General features: G+C 39.1%; 16 protein-coding genes. 8 read left to right on the top strand and 8 right to left on the bottom strand.

The window, feature by feature from the left end; genetic code table 11:
* Positions 1-80 precede the first annotated feature (80 nt).
* From ilvN to O7776_RS09370, 5 genes are all read right to left on the bottom strand, one after another.
* On the bottom strand, positions 81-596 hold the full coding sequence (ilvN, locus tag O7776_RS09390) for an acetolactate synthase small subunit (RefSeq protein ID WP_274310326.1): 516 nt from the start codon (positions 594-596) through the stop codon (positions 81-83).
* A complete protein-coding gene (ilvB, locus tag O7776_RS09385) occupies positions 593-2,335 on the bottom strand; it encodes a biosynthetic-type acetolactate synthase large subunit (RefSeq protein WP_274310325.1) in 1,743 nt (580 codons plus the stop codon). The genes ilvN and ilvB overlap by 4 nt, the downstream gene beginning before the upstream one ends.
* 445 nt (positions 2,336-2,780) lie before the next feature.
* Positions 2,781-4,451 (bottom strand): dihydroxy-acid dehydratase, encoded by a 1,671-nt coding sequence (gene ilvD / locus O7776_RS09380; RefSeq protein ID WP_274310324.1) that lies wholly within the window; start codon positions 4,449-4,451, stop codon positions 2,781-2,783.
* 340 nt (positions 4,452-4,791) lie between these two features.
* Positions 4,792-6,117, bottom strand: a complete 1,326-nt coding sequence (locus O7776_RS09375; protein ID WP_274310323.1) for a D-arabinono-1,4-lactone oxidase — start codon at positions 6,115-6,117, stop codon at positions 4,792-4,794.
* Positions 6,105-7,280 (bottom strand): alanine racemase, encoded by a 1,176-nt coding sequence (locus O7776_RS09370; RefSeq protein WP_274310322.1) that lies wholly within the window; start codon positions 7,278-7,280, stop codon positions 6,105-6,107. Before O7776_RS09370 ends, O7776_RS09375 begins: the two co-directional genes overlap by 13 nt.
* A gap of 367 nt (positions 7,281-7,647) precedes the next feature.
* On the opposite strand from O7776_RS09370, the gene O7776_RS09365 reads away from it, so the two are divergent.
* On the top strand, positions 7,648-8,193 hold the full coding sequence (locus O7776_RS09365) for a cysteine hydrolase family protein (protein ID WP_274310321.1): 546 nt from the start codon (positions 7,648-7,650) through the stop codon (positions 8,191-8,193).
* Positions 8,194-8,305: 112 nt separating this feature from the next.
* Positions 8,306-8,563 carry a GlsB/YeaQ/YmgE family stress response membrane protein gene (locus O7776_RS09360; RefSeq protein ID WP_274310320.1) on the top strand — a complete coding sequence of 86 codons (258 nt, stop codon included), beginning with the start codon at positions 8,306-8,308 and terminating at the stop codon, positions 8,561-8,563.
* 71 nt (positions 8,564-8,634) lie between these two features.
* On the opposite strand, the gene O7776_RS09355 is transcribed toward O7776_RS09360, so the two are convergent.
* Positions 8,635-9,324: a lytic transglycosylase domain-containing protein gene (locus tag O7776_RS09355; protein ID WP_274310319.1), complete on the bottom strand. Its 690-nt coding sequence runs from the start codon at positions 9,322-9,324 to the stop codon at positions 8,635-8,637.
* 140 nt (positions 9,325-9,464) lie between these two features.
* On the opposite strand from O7776_RS09355, the gene mscL reads away from it, so the two are divergent.
* From mscL to O7776_RS09340, 3 genes are all read left to right on the top strand, one after another.
* Positions 9,465-9,857: a large conductance mechanosensitive channel protein MscL gene (mscL, locus tag O7776_RS09350; RefSeq protein WP_274310318.1), complete on the top strand. Its 393-nt coding sequence runs from the start codon at positions 9,465-9,467 to the stop codon at positions 9,855-9,857.
* A gap of 205 nt (positions 9,858-10,062) precedes the next feature.
* Entirely contained in the window at positions 10,063-11,178 is a 1,116-nt protein-coding gene (locus O7776_RS09345; RefSeq protein WP_274310317.1) for a methionine biosynthesis PLP-dependent protein, read from the top strand.
* On the top strand, positions 11,175-12,344 hold the full coding sequence (locus O7776_RS09340) for an aminotransferase class I/II-fold pyridoxal phosphate-dependent enzyme (RefSeq protein WP_274310316.1): 1,170 nt from the start codon (positions 11,175-11,177) through the stop codon (positions 12,342-12,344). Before O7776_RS09345 ends, O7776_RS09340 begins: the two co-directional genes overlap by 4 nt.
* Positions 12,345-12,470: 126 nt before the next feature.
* Here O7776_RS09340 and O7776_RS09335 read toward each other — a convergent pair whose 3' ends face one another.
* Positions 12,471-13,592 (bottom strand): DUF4362 domain-containing protein, encoded by a 1,122-nt coding sequence (locus O7776_RS09335; RefSeq protein WP_274310315.1) that lies wholly within the window; start codon positions 13,590-13,592, stop codon positions 12,471-12,473.
* 136 nt (positions 13,593-13,728) lie between these two features.
* Between O7776_RS09335 and O7776_RS09330 the strand changes: the two genes are divergently transcribed.
* From O7776_RS09330 to O7776_RS09320, 3 genes are read left to right on the top strand one after another with little or no spacing between them, the layout of a single operon-like run.
* Positions 13,729-14,157, top strand: a complete 429-nt coding sequence (locus O7776_RS09330) for a MarR family winged helix-turn-helix transcriptional regulator (RefSeq protein ID WP_274310472.1) — start codon at positions 13,729-13,731, stop codon at positions 14,155-14,157.
* 12 nt (positions 14,158-14,169) lie between these two features.
* Positions 14,170-15,108, top strand: a complete 939-nt coding sequence (locus O7776_RS09325) for a ring-cleaving dioxygenase (RefSeq protein WP_274310314.1) — start codon at positions 14,170-14,172, stop codon at positions 15,106-15,108.
* A gap of 13 nt (positions 15,109-15,121) precedes the next feature.
* Positions 15,122-16,177: an LLM class flavin-dependent oxidoreductase gene (locus O7776_RS09320; protein WP_274310313.1), complete on the top strand. Its 1,056-nt coding sequence runs from the start codon at positions 15,122-15,124 to the stop codon at positions 16,175-16,177.
* 137 nt (positions 16,178-16,314) lie between these two features.
* Here the strand turns inward: O7776_RS09320 and O7776_RS09315 are convergent, their stop codons facing one another.
* Entirely contained in the window at positions 16,315-17,034 is a 720-nt protein-coding gene (locus O7776_RS09315) for a YwaF family protein (RefSeq protein WP_274310312.1), read from the bottom strand.
* Positions 17,035-17,189 lie beyond the last annotated feature (155 nt).

Raw genomic sequence — 17,189 nt, 5'->3', positions numbered from 1 at the left:
TTCATTTCCTCCAATAAGTAAAGTAATTTATTTTTGAAATACGGGCATTGGATGTCATCCGCCGCCCCGTATGGATAACCTTATTTCAAGATCGACAGCTGCGGGCCTTCTACTTTTTGTGCTTCGCGGATTGCTGCTGTTGCGCCTGTACGTGTTAATTCTTTAATGCCATATGGGCGAATTAACTCAATAAACGCGTCAATTTTTTCTGGATGACCAACCACTTCATACGTTACAACGTTCTTCGATGTGTCCACTATTTGTGGGCGGAAAGGCTCCACAATTGAGTTCATTTCTAAGCGTAAGTTTGGTGGTGATACGACTTTGATTAACGCTAATTCACGTAAAACAATTGCCTTTTCAGTAATATCATTGACCTTTAATACGTCAATTTGTTTTGACAACTGTTTAATCAGCTGTTCAATTTTCGTTTCGTCTTCTACATTTACTATGAAGGTCATTTTTGAGGAGTTTAATTGCTCCGTATGACCTACCGTAATTGATTCAATATTAAATTGACGCTTCATTAATAAACCAGTCACGCGGTTTAATACACCACTTTGGTTAATTACTGTTACAGTGATAACACGTTTCATGGTTTTTTCACTCCAATCATTTCATGTAATCCTTTACCAGGTGCTACCATAGGGAATACGCTCACTAACTGCTTCACGCGGCAGTCAATTACGACTGGTTCATCAGAATTAATCGCTTCTGCAAACATCTCTTCTGCTTCTGATAGCTTTTCGATGCGAACCCCTTTAATGCCGTATGCTTCCGCCAATTTAACGAAATCAGGCTGAATCGGCATTAGGCTTTGAGAATAGCGTTCCTCGTAAAATGTTTCTTGCCATTGACGTACCATGCCTAAACAGCTGTTATTTATAATGACAACTTTTACAGGTAAGTTGAACTCATTTAATAGCGCTAGTTCTTGGTTTGTCATTTGGAAACCGGCATCCCCAACAATTGAAATTACTTTTTTATCCGGTTTGGCAAATTGTGCACCGATTGCAGCAGGGAAACCGAAGCCCATCGTACCAAGTCCACCTGAAGTTACCCAGCCATGTGGATTGTTTAGTCGGTAGTATTGCGCTGCCCACATTTGATGTTGCCCAACATCTGTTGTTACAACTGCTTCTCCATCTGTTAAACGGTGAATGATTTCCATCGCTTGCTGCGGTAAAATTTCATCGCCTGCCTCTTCATACCATAATGGATACTTTTCACGATTATCGTTTAAATATTGAATCCAAGCCGATGTGTCAGCTACTTGGAAATCCTTTTTCAATAACGCATTCAGCGCTTCTTTTGCGTCTGCTACGATTGGAATATCGGTCGGTACGTTTTTACCAATTTCAGCTGGATCGATATCGATATGAACAATCGTTGCGTTTGGTGCAAATGTTGCTAAATCACCTGTTAAACGGTCATCAAAGCGTGCACCAATATTGATTAATAAATCACATTTTGTGATGGCATCATTTGCCGTTGCGTAACCGTGCATCCCTGCCATTCCATAGAATTGCTCATGCTCGCCGTGAATGCTACCAAGACCTAGTAATGTATTCACTACTGGCAAGTTGTATTTTTCTATAAATTCAGTTAATTGATCGCGCGCATCAGCAAATAATACACCCGCACCTGCAAGTACTAGCGGCTTTTTCGCTAACGATAGCGCTTGAATCGCCTTTTGAATTTGTAAATAATTCGGCTTTGTTGTTGGCTGGTAACCCGGCAAGTAAATTTCTTCTGGTGTTTGAATTTCATCTTGGAACACCGTTTGTGAAATATTCTTCGGGAAATCAATCACAACTGGGCCTTTACGACCTGTGTTTGCAATGTGGAACGCTTCTTTTACGATACGCGGAATATCACGTACGTCTTGCACTTGGTAATTGTGCTTTGTAATTGGCGTTGTAATTCCCATAATGTCGGCTTCTTGGAACGCATCTGTACCAATTACTGAAGTCGCCACCTGACCTGTAAAAATAACAAGTGGAATCGAATCAATCATCGCATCGGCAATTCCCGTCACTAAGTTTGTAGCACCTGGGCCCGATGTTGCGATGACAACACCTGGTTTATTCGTAACACGTGCATACCCCTCTGCTGCGTGAATTGCACCTTGCTCATGTCGAGTTAAAATATGGCGAATCGGATTGCGGTAGATTGCATCATAAATTTGTAATACGGCTCCACCTGGGTAACCGAAAATGATATCTACATCCTGATCGTGTAGCGCTTGCACTAAAATATCAGCACCATCACGCGGTTTTTTGATCTCTTCTGCTTGTAGCTCGGTTTCTTGACTAGCTGAAACATTTGCACTCATGTAAAATTCTCCTTCCTAGATTGAAAATATATTTGAATTGGTTTTTAGATAAAAAGAAAAAGCCCTTTCTCCGCACGCAAAAGAAACCTCTTGCGTAGGGATGAAAAAGACTTTCCATGGTACCACCCTTGTCTATAGCGTCAATAAATAGGTGTTTCAAATAAAAGCAACCCATTCCATTTTGCTACCTCGCAAACCGTGTTGACCGCAAAGCTCCAATTTTCGTATGAGAAAACTGTGCAACTAAGCTCTTGCGCACGATTCATTAATAACGAGCACTTCGATTATGCCCGGAGCCATCTAATTGCGAAACGCGTTTAATAGCTCACTCCGAGGGGATGTCGGATACAGTTGTATCGCCGGCTTCCACCAGTACCGGCTCTCTGGTAAATACAAAACTCTGTAACCTTTAACCTCATCAACGTTTTAACTTATATGATTCAAGTTAGATTTTCATGACGCCGCCTTTAGAAGCATTCGTTACCAATGCTGAGTAACGAGCTAACCAGCCGCGTTTAATTTTTGGTTCAAATGGTTGTAAACTTTCATGACGCTTTGCTAATTCTTCGTCGGAAACGATTAAATTTATTTTACGACTCGGTAAGTCAATCTCGATTATGTCTCCGTTATTGACTAAGGCGATTGGACCGCCTTCAGCTGCTTCTGGAGAAATATGACCGATTGAAATCCCTCTTGATGCCCCTGAAAATCGTCCGTCAGTAATTAATGCGACTTTCGTTCCTAACCCGCGACCTTGAATCGCTGACGTTGGAGCAAGCATTTCAGGCATTCCCGGTCCACCTTTTGGCCCTTCATAGCGGATAACTACGACATGTCCTTCACGAACAACACCTTCGTCAATTGCCTGTTGTGCTTCTTCTTGTGAATTGAAGACGATAGCCTCGCCTGCAAACGTCTTAATTGAAGGATCAACTGCACCTACTTTAATAACTGACCCTTCAGGTGCGATGTTACCGAATAATACTGATAAACCACCTACCGGGCTATATGGGTTATCCTTTGTGCGAATGACTTTGTCGTTCGAGATTTCATAATCTTTGACAAGTTCACGCATTGTTACACCAGCTACAGTAGGACGGTCTGGGTGAATCGCACCTGGAATTTTTGTTAATTCATTAATAATTGCTTGCACGCCGCCCGCTTTTGCAATGTCATCCATCGAAATATCTGATGCTGGCATAATTTTCGCTAAGTACGGTACGCGCTCTGCAACTTTGTTAATATCTTCAATGTTATAATCAATCTCTGCTTCATTTGCAATCGCTAATGTGTGTAATACAGTGTTTGTAGAGCCACCCATCGCCATGTCTAGAGCAAATGCATCATCAATTGCTGCTTTTGTTACGATGTCGCGTGGTTTTACGTCTTCTTTAATCATGCGCACCAAATGTTTTGCTGCTTCGTAGATTAGTTCTTTACGTTTTTCACTCGTCGCGACAATGGTACCGTTACCTGGTAATGCTAAACCTAACATTTCCATTAAACAGTTCATGGAGTTCGCTGTGAACATCCCTGAGCAAGAACCACATGTCGGACATGCATTGTTTTCAATATCAAGTAATTCCTCTGCAGTCATCGTTCCGGCTTTGTGAGCTCCAACCCCTTCAAATACACTTGTTAAAGAAAGTGTTTTACCCGTTGCCGATATACCTGCCTCCATTGGACCGCCTGATACAAATACAGATGGTACGTTTGTACGAACCGCTGCCATTAACATTCCTGGAGTGATCTTGTCACAGTTTGGAATGTAGAACACACCGTCAAGCCAGTGTGCGTTAATAACTGTTTCGGCTGCATCTGCAATAATTTCGCGTGATGGTAATGAGTAACGCATTCCAATGTGACCCATCGCAATACCGTCATCTACTCCAATTGTGTTGAATTCAAATGGAATCCCACCCGCTTCTATAATGGCTTCCTTAACAACGTCCGCAAACTCTCGCAAGTGAACATGTCCAGGAATAATATCAATGTAAGAGTTACAAACACCGATAAACGGCTTTTCTAAATCTTTCGCCTTTACTTTACCAGTAGCGTATAAAAGACTACGGTGTGGAGCTCGGTCAACCCCAAGTTTAATCATATCACTTCTCATTTTTAACGCCCCTCAACGCAATACATTTACTCTCGCTATATACTTATTTAAAATCTATAAAACTCTAAATATTCGAACTTTTTCTTCCGTAAGTGTCGAACATTGCTTCGCTGTAAACTAACATCACTGTGAAGTTTTACGAAGTGGTGTACTAAATTGTTGTTATCATAGTATGAATCTGCCCACTGCGTCAACACTATTTTTTGAATATTTTATACAATTCAAAAAGTTTAAAAATTTTGGAATCGCTTTCATCCTCTTTGTTGCATACTTTTTCTCTCCTAGCACAATATTTCGAAAATTTTAATTTTTATAAATTTATTTCGAAACTCCAAATTTTCTACTGCTTGGGAAAGATATTTCGGAAATAATGTGTTAAAAAAACGTCTTGTGGATCTTGCTGCTTCCGAATTTCATTGAAATTTGGTGCATTCACATAATACGTATCGATGTTGTCCTTGTTGTAGCGATTCATTTTACCCCAGTGTGGACGACCGTTATATTTTTGCATCGTTTCGTGTACCCAATCAAAAAATGGGCCTTCGTTCATGCCTTTGTACATATGAAACGCAATAAACGCACTCTCTTGCCCTTGCGTTGGACTTAAATAGCCCACTTCTCCGGCTGTTGTTCGAATTTCAATTGGAAAATGCACGTCAAACTTTTTCTTGTTAAACATTGCATGTACTTCTTCTAAACATGCTTCAGCCTGTGACAACGCTACGGCATATTCGGTCTCGACAAACTTCACATGTCTTGGTGACGGATAAATTTCATAGCTTTTCCCCGTTCGCTGTTCTTCCCCGACCACTTTTGAAGTCAACTTACTCACCTTTAAACTTGCTTTTGGAACAAACTTGCAAAATTCAGAGGCTATATAAAACACGCCATTTTCTAATGCTTGTATCTTTACTTGATCAACGAACTTTTCTAGCTTTGGTTGATTTACCGGTGCAACCGACTGCATTTTTTTCACTTGGATATAATCACTTCCTGGGAAGTAAAACCACTCCGCATTTCGATAATCTCGAATCGTTTGTTGGAACTGGGACACCTCGCTATAAAAATTGCTACGCTCAGACGTGTAGGCCAAACTATAAAGTGGCACAACCTTTAATGTTACTTTCACTAATATTCCAAGCATACCAACCGATACATGCAAACTTTCGGAAAGCGCATCATTGCCGCGTTCATGCTCAATGTAATCTCCTTCTCCATTTACAAATCCCCAACTTGTTACCATTGAAGAAAAGGAGCCTAATTCAATACCTGTTCCATGTGTACCTGTCGATATCGCACCTGCCAACGTTTGCTGTTGTATATCGCCCATATTGCTCAGTGCAAATCCATACTGCGCTAACATCGAGCCTACTTCATATAAAAAAGTTCCCGCCCAAAATGTAGCGGTTTGTTGTTCTTTATTAACTGCAATGAGCCCGCGCATATTATGTAGTGACAGTGCAGATTGTTCCGGTAAAGCAATCGGACTAAATGAATGCGCTGCCCCTGTTACACGAATCGTCCGTTTTAAAACCACATGTTCCTTGACGATTTTGCATACTTCCTCAATTGTATGTGGTGCGTAATACATGCTCGGATACGCCACATAGTTTTCAGACCAGTTCTTCCATTTTTGCCCATTTTTCCATTTGTTTAAAGAAAACATTGCCCTTCCCCCCGATATGTTTTGAATGATCCTTTGTATGTCCCACCTTCAATAGTATGGAGCACATTGAATCGCTCACATAGTTCACCAGCTTTTGCATGACGCATATAAATCGTATCGCCAATCGCCACTTTCCCCTCTTTCACATGTACTGGTGTTTGTACCTCGCCAGCACCTTCTAATGTTAGAAGACTAAAGCATTCCGGCTCAAAAAATGCGGGTAGACGGTCGATTCCAGCAGCACCAGATGCACTATAACCTCCACCATGACAAACAGCAATGTCATCAGAAAATTGGCGTGTCACACGTAACGCAAAGCCAACAGCTGGAGTCAATTGCAAGTTTGCATAGTGATCAAATAGCTTCGGAGCAAAAAATGCTGAGCCTACTGTAATCTCTGTGACATCCCATTGCTTGCTGCACCATTTCATGCTTCCTGAGCCACCCGCATTCACAAATGAAATATTATAACTGCTTTTCACATACGAAACAGCAAGCCGACGTAGTGCTGTAATCTTTTTCAATGATTGTTTTTTTAATGTGCGAATAAGCGCACCTTTTGCACCAAAATAAGTCGTCGTTTGATCGGCAACCCCTGCAATTTGTGCATCATAGGCCATAACCGCGTTTACGTTAATATACGGGAATGTTTGTACTTGTTTTAATAGTTCATCTAATTTTTCAAAATTAGTAATCGGCGAACGCTTAGAGCCGAAATACAGCACTTTGAAATCAGTCGAAACATTAATATCAATACAAATTTGCAATGTCACGTCCATTTTTCGTGCAATTGCATTTAATAGAGACGCTTGCTGCACATGGTCGACCATAAATGTCAGTGACTTCCCCTTTTTTATCCATTCCGCAAGCTTCATAATGGCGTGTTCTTCATAAACCGGGTAACCGATAAGTAAATTATCAAAACCCTTTTCAAATAAAAATAATGATTCACTTGCAGTAAATGTCATGAAACCGGCGAAATTATTAAGGCGCTTTGCAATATACTCGAGTACAGCAACCGAACGAATCGATTTTGTCGCGATACGTACCTGTTTATTACCACAGCTATTGTTGACGTACTCGATATTTTGATTGAGCGCATCTAAATCCAACCACGCAAACGGATGCTCCAAGTTTTTAAATGCTTCATTGTAATGCTCCATACCCTCACCTCACAGATGTTTCTAAAAGAAAATTTCTCCATAACGCGCTAATTCCCTTTAATTCACATAAAAAACCTAGCATCCTTCTGCTAGGTTTAAATTTTCAGTATTTACTTCAGTAATAAAAAATCCAATGCAAAATTTAACACGATTAAAGTGTGAATTCCCACAAACAATAGACCTTGACGATTCAACTTTTTCATTAATGCCATATCCATTATCATCACCTCATTTGAATGTGTATGCTATTACTATATATTATTTGAATTCAAAAATCAAAATTTTCTGAATATATTACATTTTCTTTACTAAACATAAATTCTACATTCATGGCATAATAGAATGACAAACTTTTAGGAGGTTTTTTATGGGAAACAAAGCATTGATTGTCATTGATTACACTTATGATTTCGTCGCAACAGACGGGAAACTAACTTGTGGACAACCCGGTCAAGCAATTGAACAGAAAATTGCATCTTTAATCGAACAATTTGTTCAAGAAAAACAATATGTCTTTTTCGCAAATGATTTGCATCAAGAAAATGATCCGTTTCACCCTGAGACAAAGCTTTTCCCTCCGCATAATATTGAAGGCACACACGGACGTGAGCTATACGGTACAGTAAAGGACATGTATGAAAAATATCTACACGATGTCATTTCATTTGATAAAAATCGTTATAGTGCATTTGCTGGAACAAATTTAGATATATTGCTGCGTGAGCGAAATGTAAACGAAGTTGTATTAGTTGGCGTATGTACCGATATTTGCGTACTACATACTGCAGTTGACAGTTATAACTTAGGTTACAACATAACTGTATATAAAGATGCAGTTGCAAGTTTTAATAAAATTGGACATGAATGGGTAATTAGTCATTTTGAATCATCTTTAGGTGCAAATATCATATAAAACATCAATTATAAATATAATTTTTAATAAAAACATGTTTAATCCTTCGGTATATTGGAAATAATTTATTAGATGCAATTATCTTTCATATTTTTCAAAGGAGTGAAGGAAAATGATGAGTTTCATTTGGTTTTTAATCATCGGAGGTATTCTTGGATGGTTAGCAGGTGTTATTTTAGGTAAAGACGTTCCAGGTGGAATTATTGGTAATATCGTTGCTGGTGTTATTGGTTCTTGGATAGGTAGTATGGTTTTAGGTAACTGGGGTTGGAAAGTATCTGACTTCTATGTTTTCCCAGCATTAATTGGTGCAATCGTATTGATTTTCATCGTAAGCTTTATCATGAAATCCATGCGTAAAGCAACATAGTCTTTACATCTTTCATTAATGGGAATGTCCTGGAATATCTTCTGGGACATTCCCATTTTCGTGACTTGAACTTATTTTTTGAGTGCTACTAATTTTAATTGCTCATCGTATTCTTTATATTGGTTGTAAAAGTGTAATACATCCTGAACGTATTCGTCACTATGGTTGTATTGGAAAATGGCCTTTTTAAATTGACCGTCCTTTACGCCGGCAAGGGATAAAAATTTGGCCGCACTAAAAACGGCATCTTCAATATCAAATGGGTCTGCTACTCCATCACCATTTGCATCTACCCCATATCCCCCGTATTTTTTGATAATATTTGGGTTCGTTTTATCTTTTTCAGGAATTTCACCTTGACCTAACCCTTTGCATGATGGATGTTTCCAGCCAACAAAGGTACATGGCATAAACTGCAAATGCCCTTCTGCCCCAACTGGTGAGACAAGCGTTTTCATTGTTGAAAAACGTGTTTCAACGCGATGATGTGCAGCTAAAAGTGTCCAAGGAACGCCATATTCTTCCTCTGCCGCTACATATACCGGGATATATTCAATGGGAATCGCTAAATCGAACTGCTCTTGAATTTGCTGGTACACCGACTTTTCAGCGAAGTGCTCCATAAATGGTAATTCACGAATTTGCTGCCAACTAAAATAGGCAAATATGTAGATTGTTAATGCAATCGGAATTAATAATACAATTAAAAATAGCTTTACATTCGGTGATAATATTGGTTTTTTTTGTTTCTTTATAGCCATATATGCCTCCAACCTGTTAATCTTGGTGAGATTCTTCCACTATTATAATAGAAGTGAATACTAGATTCCTAGTTGAAGTTGTTAAAAACAACCTGTACAATAAGAATTCGCAACAATTTACATATTAAGGAGCTGTTTTTATGTGGAAAGATTTTAAAGCATTTGCGATGAAGGGGAATGTAATCGATTTAGCAGTAGCAGTTGTTATTGGGGCTGCATTCGGTAAAATTGTTACTTCATTAGTAGAAAATATTATTATGCCTTTAGTTGGTATGCTAACAGGTGGCATTGACTTAACAAAAAAATGGACATTTGGTTCAGGTGATGCACAGGTGGCACTTGGTGTATTTGTTCAATCGATCATTGATTTCTTCATTATTGCTTTTGCAATCTTTATGGCATTGCGTTTAATTACAAAATTAAATCGCAAGAAGGAAGAAGCAGTTGTAGAAGAGCCGACACCTGAGGTAGATGTGAAAGAAGAATTACTAAAAGAGATTCGCGACTTATTAAAGCAACAACAATCAAAATAATCCTTCCCCCCCTAAGATGCTCTTTTGCAATTTAGGGGGTTTTTATTTCCCTATCTTACTAGCGCGCTATTCCCAACTGCTTTACTTTTCCACAACTTTTTCTGAATTCCTATCGTAGACTATTGTTTCATACAGTGTTTTTTGTTAAATTGATTTAATAATCGATTCATTCGAAATTTTAAGTATAATCTAAGGAAGTGTTTTCATGTCACAACGTTCTATCGAAACAAAGCTTGTTCAACTTGGAAATTTATCAGATGCAAAAACAGGTGCAGTCAATCCCCCTATTTATCTGTCAACTGCCTATAAGCACGAGGGTATTGGTGAATCTACAGGATTTGACTATACACGTACGAAAAACCCAACACGTACCATATTAGAACAAGGCATCGCAGATTTAGAAGGCGGCGACCAAGGTTTTGCCTGTAGCTCTGGTATGGCAGCTGTCCAGCTTGTCATGTCATTATTCAAGCCAAATGACGAATTGATCGTTCCTGAAGACTTATATGGCGGGACTTATCGTTTGTTTAAAACGTTTGCAGAAAACTATAACATAAAGCCGGTTTATAATGCTTTTACTAATGTCGAAGAAGTTGAAAGCTTAATTACGGAAAACACAAAAGCACTATTCATCGAAACACCAACGAACCCATTAATGCAGGAAATTGATTTAGTGGCATTTGCAACACTTGCAAAAAAGCACAACTTACTTTTAATCGTAGATAATACATTTTACACACCATACTTGCAACGTCCAATTGAGCTAGGTGCTGATATTGTGCTACATAGTGCTACTAAATATATTGGTGGACACAATGATGTATTAGCAGGATTAGTTGTTGCCAAAGGTGAAGCACTATGTGAAAAATTAGCATTCTACCATAATGGGATTGGTATGGTGTTAGCGCCAATGGATTCTTGGTTATTAATTCGCGGGTTAAAAACACTGCACTTACGATTAAAGCAACATGATGCCAACGCGAAAAAAGTAGCGGCATTTTTAAACAATGAAGCACTTGTTACAGATGTTTTATACACAGGTAAAGGTGGCATGCTGTCATTCCGAGTAAAAGATGCGGCAATGGTTAATCCATTCTTAAAGGCAATAAACCTAATTACATTCGCAGAAAGCTTAGGCGGTGTCGAAAGCTTTATTACATACCCTGCAACGCAAACACATGCGGATATGCCATATGAGGAGCGCGTAGCCCGTGGTGTTTGTGACCGTCTACTACGCTTCTCTGTTGGAATTGAAGAAGCTGAAGATTTAATTGCCGATTTACAGCAAGTATTCGACAAATTACGAGGTGAATTTGCATGAGTAAACGTCTTGAAACTGCGCTAATACATGGGGCAATTCGTGAAGGCTATGCCGATAAAAAAGGTGCCGTTAATGTTCCTGTTTATTTAAGCTCGACTTTCCATCAAGAATCGATCGATGAATTTGGTGAATTTGATTACGCACGTTCAGGTAATCCAACACGTGCAGCACTTGAAAAGGCTATTGCCGAACTAGAAGGTGGAAATAGTGGCTTTGCATTTTCTACTGGTATGGCGGCTGTATCAGCATGCTTTATGATATTATCTGCAGGTGATCATATTGTCATTACAGAAGATGTTTATGGTGGTACCTATCGCTTCGTTACAAAAGTATTACCTCGCTACGGCATTACACACACATTTGTAGATTTTACTGATGTCGAAGCGGTAAAAGCTGCAGTAACGCCCGAAACAAAGCTCATTTATATGGAAACGCCTTCTAACCCTACACTAGGAATTACCGATATTCGCGCTGTTGTTGACATTGCTAATCAACACGGTGCCATGACGTTTTTAGATAATACCTTTATGACACCACTACACCAGCGTCCACTTGATTTAGGGGTCGATGTTGTCATTCACTCGGCTACGAAGTTTTTATCGGGGCATTCGGATATTTTAGCGGGCTTAGTTGTTACGAAGGATGAGGAGTTAGGCAATCAAATATACTTCATTCAAAACTCATTTGGTTCCGTATTAGGTGTGCAAGATAGTTTTACATTAATTCAAAACATGAAAACAACGGCGGTACGTTTCAACGAGCAAACACGCGTTGCCGGACGTATTGCTGAATTTTTAGAGCAGCAGCCACTTGTTGAAAAGGTGTATTATCCAGGGTTAGCATCACATCCGGGTGCTGCTATTCACAATGGTCAATCCACTTCAGCTGGTGCCGTTTTATCATTTAGTTTACCGAGCTATGCGGTCGCGAAAGATTTTGTTGATGCGATGCAAATCCCAGTATTCGCGGTAAGTCTTGGCGGTGTGGAATCGATCTTATCGTACCCTGCAAAAATGAGTCACGCAGCAATGGAACCAGAAGAACGCGCAAAACGTGGCATTACAGACGGTTTACTTCGCTTTTCAGTTGGTTTAGAAAACGAAGATGATTTACTCGAAGATTTTGCACAAGCACTAGCTTTCGCTAGTAATGTGGCAGTAAAATAACAAACATTAATAAAGGTCAATGAATCCTGGTTTGGATTCATTGACCTTTGTTTATGCACTGGAAAAAATATGAATAGCTTTTAAATAAAAAAGGTGTCCTTGAACAATTACAAAGACACCCTTGCACTATTCAAATTGCATTGCGGTTATATAGGTTGCGTAGTTTTCGCCCCAATACGCAAAAACTTCTAAAATAAATGGCTCGGATGTATCAATGTCTTTTAGTGATGGATATGTGCCCATCATTTTTTCATCATTCCACACATGGTATTCTACGCGGCTCGGCTCCACTTCAAATTGGATGTTTCGTGAAGCAGATTTATCCACCTTTACTGCATTCCCTACATTGACCATTTGATTGGGTACGGCATGGTCTGCATTTATAGTCATCATTTCTGCCGGATTATTTGTTGACAATGTCCAAGAATACGTTCCCTTTTGAACAGCTATAGCCCTTTCACCGATTGTAAGTGCCATTTCAGGAAGATGCTCTTTTGTAAATGATTCCTTGTCAGTATCGAACGGCATTGCAAGTAAATGAATTTTTGCTTCAGTATCATCACATTGCGCTAAGTAATATTCCATGATTACTCCGTTATGCACATCAGCCAACGCTTGACATGTATAATTTTCAAACCCACCACTACCAAACTTATCTTCACGCTTATCGATTTCTAATTGAAAATTCGTGCCATCGTAATCGACACGGTAATAAATCGGATCGCCTTCAATTGTGTAATGGGTAATCGAGACGGTTGTCGGGGCTTTGTCTGTCGCCTGCTGAACAAATTGCTCAAACACTTCACCATTTTCGATTTTTCCATGCACATCAATAACCGGCTTTAATGAATCAATTTTCTCAAATAAAAATTTCACAAAGGGCTCGGCTTTTTTGGAATCTAGTCGTCCGTAACCTTCCTTTTCATCCGAACTAATGATTGTAAGGGACTGATTTTTTTCAATCCAGATGCGGTAGGTAATAATATATTCGGGCATGTTTGGCTCGCGTTCAATAAATAATCGTAATTGTATATCCTCTATTCGTGCCATCTCGGCTTTTACATTTGGTTCCCATTTCACTTTTTGTAATTGTTCTGATATGAATGTAAGCTCGGACTGTTCAAAAACTTGTATTTCTTCGGGTGTATTCACTTTTTCTAATTGCACGCGCTTAAGTTCATTCATCGGTTCCCTATCCGAGCATGCTACTAAAAGCATAATACCTAACAGAAGCAACCATTTTTTCATCGTTTCATCCCCTTTTTGCATTTGACGTTTGACCATCCAATAAGTTACAAATGAAATTTATTTTGATTTCAAGATATTTTTATTGACTTGCTATCACTTGAGTAGTAAAGTGATGATTAAGAAAGGACGTGGAACATTGAAAAATAATACGCTCGGCACACTCATTTGGTTACGTATGATGCGGTTTACACACCAAAGCAATTTATTATCAAACGAATTTTTAAAGCAATACGATTTGACGACCGCACAATTTGATGTGCTGCTCCAAATTTCAATTGCCCAGCCGATTACACAAAGTGAACTTGCAAAAAATGTAACGGTTACAGAAGGTGGTATTTCCCGTATGCTGACACGTCTAGAACAGGATGAACTTATTACCCGAACGCAGCAATGGAAAACAAAACACATTTCACTAACTGAAAAAGGCAAACTATTATTAACAAACGCAATGGATGCACAAATTCAATTTCAATCATCGTTTTTTGATGATGTATTAACAAGAGATGAACAAAAACAGCTATATAATTTAGTATCACGCGTTGAAAAAAACAGTCAAAAACATTAGGAGGATTTTTATATGTATACAATTCCAGGACATCATCACATTTCAATGATTACAAAAAATGCAAAAACAAATAATCACTTTTACCGCGAAGTTTTAGGCTTACGCAGAGTGAAGCTGACAGTGAACCAAGACGACACATCTATGTATCACTTATTTTACGGTGATAAAACTGGCAGCCCTGGCACAGAGCTATCCTTTTTTGAAATCCCACTAGTTGGTCGTACACATCGTGGGACGAATGCTATTACGAAAATCGGCTTGATCGTACCGAGTGAAGAAAGTTTAGTTTATTGGCAACAACGCCTGTCTTCTTATGGTGTTGGACAAAGTGAAATCACAATGTATGCTGGTCGACCTGCCCTACTTTTTGAGGATTCTGAAGGGTTACGTATGGCACTTATTGCTTCACCAAACACAAAGGTTGCGCATTGGGAAACATATGAAGGCTCTCCTGTTCCAGCAGAGCACCAAATTCAAGGTATGGGCACTGTTGAAATAACAGTGAAAAACATGCACAAATTGAAAGCTACATTAAGTGAAATTTTTGGCTATAGCGTAGCAACTGAAACAGCAACAACTACGCTTATGCAATCGATTGATAATGAATTATTCGGCGAAATTTATATTATTGAGCAAGATGGCATCTCTGAAAAACCTGGCCGAGGCAGCATTCATCATTTAGCAATTCGCGTAAAAAACGAGGAAGAATTGATTTATTGGAACGAACAGGTGAAAAAACGTGGCTTTATGAGCTCAGGTATTGTTGATCGTTTCTACTTCAAGAGCTTATACTTCCGTGAATCAAATGGCATTTTATTTGAAATTGCGACAGACGGCCCTGGATTTTTAATAGATGGGAACATCGAAACGTTAGGCGAACAGCTAGATTTGCCAGACTTTTTAGAGCCAAAACGAGCAGAAATTACAGCAAAATTAAAACCGATTGAATAAGGAGTGTTTCCAAATGGAAAACTATCGAATTGATGAAAAAAACGGCATGGAATTTGGGCTATATACATTAGGCGATCATATCCCGAATCCTTTAACTGGTTCGCGCATTTCAGCTCAGGAGCGAATCCATGAAATTATCGAAACAAGTAAATTTGCAGAGCAAGCAGGCATAGATGTATTTGCTGTCGGTGAAAGCCATCAGCAATACTTCGCAACACAAGCGCATTCAGTTGTTCTTGGCGCAATTGCTCAGGCAACTTCGAAAATTAAACTTGCAAGCTCGGCAACGGTACTTAGTGTAGCCGATCCGGTACGTGTTTATGAGGATTTTGCAACGCTTGATTTAATATCAAATGGCCGTGCAGAAATCGTTGCAGGACGAGGTTCACGTGTTGGTGCACATGAATTATTCGGTGTGAGCCTACGTGATTATGAGGAGATTTTTGAGGAAAAATTAGCGTTATTAAAGCAATTAAATGACAAGGATATCGTCAATTATGAAGGCAAATTCCGCGCACCATTAAAAGATGCACATATTTTACCTCAGCCACTTAATGGGTCTCTGCCTATTTGGCGTGCAGTTGGTGGGCCGCCGGAAAGCGCGATTAAAGCCGGCTATATGGGTATTCCTATGATGCTGACAACTTTAGGTGGGCCAGCTATGGCATTCGCCCCTTCTGTCGACGCTTATCGTGAAGCAGCGACGCGCAGTGGCCATGATGCTTCAAAACTACCGATTGCAACAACGAGCTTATTTTATGTAACCGAAACAGAAGCTGAAGCATTAGAAGGCATGTACCCACACTTAAACGGCGGCATGCAGGCGATTCGTGGGCAAGGCTACCCTCGTGGACAATTCGAGGCATCTACTTCAGTAACAGATGCGTTAATGGTTGGTTCAACTAATCAAATTATTGAAAAGCTACACTATCAATATGAACTATACGGCATGCAACGCTTTATGGCACAAATTGACTTTGGCGGTGTGCCGTTAGAAAAAGTGATGAAAAACATTGAGATTATTGGGAATGATATCATTCCTGCGGTAAAGAAGTTTACGGCGAAATAGGATTTAATAAACAAATTTCACACAAAATATTTAGCAGCTAATAAATCTAATAGCGATTTATTAGCTGCTTTCTTTGTTCAATATTTTCAATTATTAATAGGTACCGAATTAATTCGAAGGTCACCTCTTTTTATTCACTAATATTGAGTTTTTTTACAAACTATTATTGGCAAAAGCAATAGGAGCCAAAAAACCATTACAAGACCAATGAAGCCTAGAATATAATATTGCCTCCCTAAATACTGCTCGAGTAGCATCAGTGGTGTCCCTTCCGCAGCTTGGTTGATAAACATAAAATTGGTTCCCCACAATACATTCAATATATAAATAACTGGAACGGTCACGCATGAGAATAAAATTGGCTGCCACATTTTACGTATGGACAACGTTAATTCTTTTGATAATAGCATAGTCACAGGATAGGCAAATAATAATACATGAAATAAAAAACTATGAAAATGCAAGTAATTAAATGCTGACACATTCGTCCAATCTGGTGTAAGTAGCGACATGAATGCACCTGGCATCGTCAAAAAATAGAGCAGCATATCTAGGTGGTGACCTTTCAACAAGGCATGTGCCAATACAATAAAAATGCCCAGCCCGCATAGATGTAGTGGCAACGAACCGTACCAAAATTCTCCTTGCCAGACTAATACTAGATTTTTTTTGCTCTCCAACAGCAAAATTACAAGCGCCAATCGTATTCTTATTTTTTTTTGCCTTTTTATATCCGCACTACTATAAATCTTATACATAATACATATAACTAGCCCCGTTAACATCAGCCAGCTGAGGTGATACCAATCAAATAATCGAAAGCCATTTTCTAATGATTGAATCTTCTCATTTAGCACACTAAACACCTCTTTTTAATAGGAAAAAGATAAATGTTTCCCTTATTCTCTATTTTATAAATTGCAAGAGAATTGTGTGCAAGACTGATCGCATTATGCTGAAATTTACTAAGGTGAAATGAATGTAGGCATGCATGGTGCAGGTTGGTTAGTTA

This window comes from Solibacillus daqui (assembly GCF_028747805.1).
Taxonomy (GTDB): Bacteria; Bacillota; Bacilli; order Bacillales_A; family Planococcaceae; genus Solibacillus; species Solibacillus daqui.
Note: the sequence above shows the minus strand (reverse complement) of the source record. Positions and strands in the feature narration are given on the sequence as shown.

Excerpts from the sequence above, each read along its gene's own strand:
- ilvB (WP_274310325.1), bottom strand. The coding sequence starts at position 2,335 with ATGAGTGCAAATGTTTCAGCTAGTCAAGAAACCGAGCTACAAGCAGAA.
- O7776_RS09345 (WP_274310317.1), top strand. The coding sequence starts at position 10,063 with ATGTCACAACGTTCTATCGAAACAAAGCTTGTTCAACTTGGAAATTTA.
- O7776_RS09355 (WP_274310319.1), bottom strand. The coding sequence starts at position 9,324 with ATGGCTATAAAGAAACAAAAAAAACCAATATTATCACCGAATGTAAAG.
- O7776_RS09365 (WP_274310321.1), top strand. The coding sequence starts at position 7,648 with ATGGGAAACAAAGCATTGATTGTCATTGATTACACTTATGATTTCGTC.
- O7776_RS09335 (WP_274310315.1), bottom strand. The coding sequence starts at position 13,592 with ATGAAAAAATGGTTGCTTCTGTTAGGTATTATGCTTTTAGTAGCATGC.
- O7776_RS09325 (WP_274310314.1), top strand. The coding sequence starts at position 14,170 with ATGTATACAATTCCAGGACATCATCACATTTCAATGATTACAAAAAAT.
- O7776_RS09370 (WP_274310322.1), bottom strand. The coding sequence starts at position 7,280 with ATGGAGCATTACAATGAAGCATTTAAAAACTTGGAGCATCCGTTTGCG.
- ilvD (WP_274310324.1), bottom strand. The coding sequence starts at position 4,451 with ATGAGAAGTGATATGATTAAACTTGGGGTTGACCGAGCTCCACACCGT.
- O7776_RS09375 (WP_274310323.1), bottom strand. The coding sequence starts at position 6,117 with ATGTTTTCTTTAAACAAATGGAAAAATGGGCAAAAATGGAAGAACTGG.
- ilvN (WP_274310326.1), bottom strand. The coding sequence starts at position 596 with ATGAAACGTGTTATCACTGTAACAGTAATTAACCAAAGTGGTGTATTA.
- O7776_RS09320 (WP_274310313.1), top strand. The coding sequence starts at position 15,122 with ATGGAAAACTATCGAATTGATGAAAAAAACGGCATGGAATTTGGGCTA.
- O7776_RS09340 (WP_274310316.1), top strand. The coding sequence starts at position 11,175 with ATGAGTAAACGTCTTGAAACTGCGCTAATACATGGGGCAATTCGTGAA.
- mscL (WP_274310318.1), top strand. The coding sequence starts at position 9,465 with ATGTGGAAAGATTTTAAAGCATTTGCGATGAAGGGGAATGTAATCGAT.
- O7776_RS09360 (WP_274310320.1), top strand. The coding sequence starts at position 8,306 with ATGATGAGTTTCATTTGGTTTTTAATCATCGGAGGTATTCTTGGATGG.